Origin of the sequence: Chitinimonas sp., from assembly GCF_041904975.1 — a bacterium.
In the GTDB taxonomy this organism is placed as follows: Bacteria; Pseudomonadota; Gammaproteobacteria; order Burkholderiales; family Chitinimonadaceae; genus Chitinimonas.
Genome location: NZ_JAYRLZ010000391.1, coordinates 1 through 2,966 on the forward strand (window position 1 = coordinate 1; position 2,966 = coordinate 2,966).

A 2,966-nucleotide genomic window follows, 5' to 3' on the forward strand; every position below is an offset into this window, starting at 1 on the left:
CCATGCCGCATGGGCCGGCGCTGATGAAGGTGCAGGTAGTGCAGCTGCAGGCATCGAGCGATGCGGCGCCTCAGCTACTGTTCGGCCGCATCGTGGCGCGCCGGCCTGCCTTGCTGTTTGCCGCGCAAGACGGCTTGCGGGTGGAAAAAGTGCTGGTCGAGCCGGGCCAGACGGTGACAGCCGGCCAGGCGCTGATCGAGCTGGATCGCCGTGGCCTGTTGCTGGAACAACAGCAGGCCGGGCAAACCGCACAGCGTGCGGCAGCCCAGCATGCGGCGGCACAGGCGCAGCTGGCCCAGGTGGAAGCGCGGCTTGCCGCCATTGCCGACGAGGCGCGCCGCTATGGTTCGGTGGCTGATAGCGGGGCAGTCAGCGATAGCGAGCTGATCGCCCGCCAGGCCCAGCTCAAACAGGGGGAGCGCGAGCGTGATGCGGCGCGCCAGTCGGTACTGGCGGCGCAGGCCGAGCAGGCAGCGGCGCAGGCGCAGGCGGCATTGGCGCAGCAGCGCGCCAGCGACGCGGTGTTGCGCGCACCGATTGCCGGCGTGGTGAGCGAGCGGCGGGCGGAGCAGGGCATGCTCACCGATCGCGCCAGCGGCCCCTTGCTGCGTATTGCAGCGGCGAATGATCGCGAATTCGAAGCCAGCATCGACCCCAGCCAGGCGCAGTGGCTGCGCGGCGCCTCGTCTATCCGCGCCCAGGTGCAGATCGACGGACAGACAGCTGTCGGGACGATACGCGCGGTGGACGACAGCATGGGCGAGCAAAGCCGCCGTGGCGTGCTGCGCATCAGCCTCGACGCGGCGAAGCCGCTGCCCTTGGGGCGTGCCGCCACCGCCATGCTCGCTGGCAGCGGCCAGCCCGGCATTGCCCTGCCGGCATCAGCCATTCAGTTTGATCCGGCGCCCTGGGTGCTGGTGGCCGATGCCAAGGGCAAGCTGGAAAAGCGACCGGTGCAGCTGATCGGTAGCGGCACCTTGGCCAGTGGCGGCGTCAAGGCGGGCGAGCAGGTGGTGCTGAATATGGCGGCCTTGTTGAGCCCGGGCCAGATCATCGAGCCGGTGCTGGCCGGCAATGCGCCGCCCAGCCATAGCAAGGGAGCCAAGCCATGAAGCTGAAGGTGTCGAGCTGGGCGATCAGCAATCCCACACCGGTGATCCTGCTGTTCTTGCTGCTGGCGCTGGCGGGCATGATGGCGCTGGGCAAGTTGCCGATCGCCGGCAACCCGCGGGTGGAATTGCCGATTGTATCGGTGCTGGTATCGCAGCCGGGCGCCTCGACCGAGGAGCTGGAAGGCAATGTCGCACGCCGCCTTGAGGACGCGGTGGTGGGCGTGGCTGGCATCAAGCATATGAGCACCAGCATTGCCAATGGCACGGTGGACCTGACCATCGAGTTCATGCTGGAAACGCCGGTGGATCGGGCAGTTAGCAATGTGCGCGATGCGGTGGCCATGGTGCGGCCGCAGCTGCCATCCAGCGTCAGCGAGCCGGTGGTATCGCTGCTCGATATCAGCGGCGGTGCGCTGCAGAACTATATGGTGCGCTCCGACACCCTGAGCGAGGCGGAACTGAGCCGTCTGGTGGACGAGCGGGTGGTGCCGCGCCTCTTGGCCGTGCCGGGGGTGGGGCAGGTGAAGCGCGAGGGCGGCAGCCAGCGCGAATTCCGTGTGGAGCTGGACCCGGCGCGCATGGTGGCGGCCAATCTGTCGGTGGGCGAGGTATTGCGCCAGCTGCGTGGTGCCGAACTGAATGCGCCGGCCGGCATGGTGAGTACCGGTTCGGGCAGGCTGATGCCGATACGGGTGATGGGCGCCAGCCACTCACTGGCTGAGCTGGCACGCCGCCCCATCGCGCTGGCCGGCGGCAAGACCGTGGCGCTGGGCGAGTTGGGCCGGGTGCTCGACAGCGAGGGCGAGGCGAGCGATTTTGCCCTGCTCAATGGCCAGCCCGGCATGGGTCTGGCGCTGTACAAAAAGCGCGGTGCATCGGAATTGACGCTGGCCAGCGGCGTGAGCAGCGCGATCGCCCAGCTGGCGGCAGAAGAGCCGCGCCTGAAGATCGAGCAGTTTTACGATGGTGTCGAATACACCCGGCAGAGTTTTGAAGGCGCGCGCGATACCTTGATCGAGGGGGTGGTGCTCACCGTGCTGGTGGTATGGCTGTTCCTGCGCAATCTGCGCGCTACCGCCATCGCTGCCGCCGCCATTCCACTGTCGCTGCTGCCTACCTTTGTTGCCATGCACTGGCGCGGCTTTCAGCTCGATTCGGTAACGCTGCTGGCCTTGATCCTGGTGATCGGCATTCTGGTTGACGATGCCATCGTCGAAATCGAAAACATCGAGCGGCGGATCGAGGCGGGTGAAACGCCCAGGCAGGCAGCCATGGTCGGTGCCGATGCCCTGGGGCTGGCGGTACTGGCCATCACCCTGACCATTGTCGCGGTGTTCCTGCCGGTGAGCTTTATCAATGGGGTGGTCGGCAAGTATTTCACTGCCTTTGGCCTGACTACTACCTTTGCCGTGCTGGCCTCGCTGGTAGTGGCTCGGCTGCTCACGCCGCTGATGTGTGCGCACTGGCTCAAGCCCAAGCATCATGCCAAACCGGCGCCGTCGGCCATGGAGCGCGGCTATGCACGGGCACTTTCCTGGGCGCTGGCGCACCCGCGCCGCGCGCTTGCCGGCGGCGGTGCCGTGCTGCTGCTGACCCTGGGTCTGTTGGCGATGATTCCCAGCGGCTTTTTGCCCAAGACCACCGCCGCCTCGCTCGATGTGCAATACCGCATCGCACCCGATGCGCCGCTGTCCGAAGGCCTGCGCGCAGCGGAAACCCTGCGCCATGCCCTGCATGGCCTGCCTGATGTCAGCGGGGTGTTCGCCCATCAGCAAAGTGGCGCCGATAGCGGCAAGCTGACCCTGCTGCTGGTGCCGAAAAACCAGCGCAGCCTGCCACAGAGCGAGCTGGAGG

General features: G+C 67.0%; 2 protein-coding genes. Both read left to right on the forward strand.

From position 1 onward, the window contains the following. A partial coding sequence (locus tag ACE3OH_RS21270) for an efflux RND transporter periplasmic adaptor subunit (protein WP_374357956.1) occupies positions 1–1,112 on the forward strand: 1,112 nt, incomplete at its 5' end. Continuing rightward, on the forward strand, positions 1,109–2,966 hold a 1,858-nt coding region (locus ACE3OH_RS21275; RefSeq protein ID WP_374357961.1), incomplete at its 3' end, for an efflux RND transporter permease subunit. The genes ACE3OH_RS21270 and ACE3OH_RS21275, both read left to right, overlap by 4 nt.